This is a genomic window from Planctomonas deserti, assembly GCF_003067705.1.
GTDB lineage: Bacteria > Actinomycetota > Actinomycetes > Actinomycetales > Microbacteriaceae > Planctomonas > Planctomonas deserti.
Genome location: NZ_QANL01000175.1, coordinates 1 through 547, shown reverse-complemented (window position 1 = coordinate 547; position 547 = coordinate 1). Strand labels below are relative to the sequence as shown.

Genomic DNA, 547 nt, shown 5'->3' with positions numbered 1-547 from the left:
CACCCGCCGCCGCGCCGGTCAACGCACCTGCTGTCACCCCGGCCCCGGCTACGCCGAACCAGCCGGCAGCCCCGGCTGCAAAGCCTGCGCCGAAGCCCGAGGGCAGCCGCCTGGCGCAGCCGCCGCAGGCCTTCCATGCCCCGCTGCAGGGGGACCGCGCATGAGCCAGAAGATCGATCTCAAGAACCTGGATTTCAACGACATCGGCAACTGGCCGCAGAAGGCCAAGATCGTCTTCTGCTCGCTGCTGGCGGTGGTGATCATGTTCGTTGCGTGGATGCTGCTGATCAGCGGCAAGCGTGAGGAACTGGCCGGCCTGGAATCGAAGGAAACCGAGCTGCGTTCGGAGTTCACCAAGCAGCAGGAGCGTGCGGTGAACCTGGCGCCGCTGAAGCAGCAGCTGGCACAGATGGAACAGGTGCTGCAGCAGATGCTGCGGCAGCTGCCCAGCAAGACCGAAATGCCCGACCTGATCATCGACATCTCGCAGACCGCGCTGTCCAGCGGCCTGACCAACGAGCTGTTCGAGCCGGAGCAGGAGCAGGTC

1 protein-coding gene is annotated in these 547 nt (G+C 65.8%); it reads left to right on the top strand.

Features of this window, described 5'->3' with window-relative positions; translation table 11 throughout:
- Nucleotides 1-160: 160 nt before the first annotated feature.
- The coding region (locus tag DAI20_RS20145; RefSeq protein WP_159085163.1) for a type 4a pilus biogenesis protein PilO at nt 161-547 on the top strand (387 nt) is incomplete at its 3' end.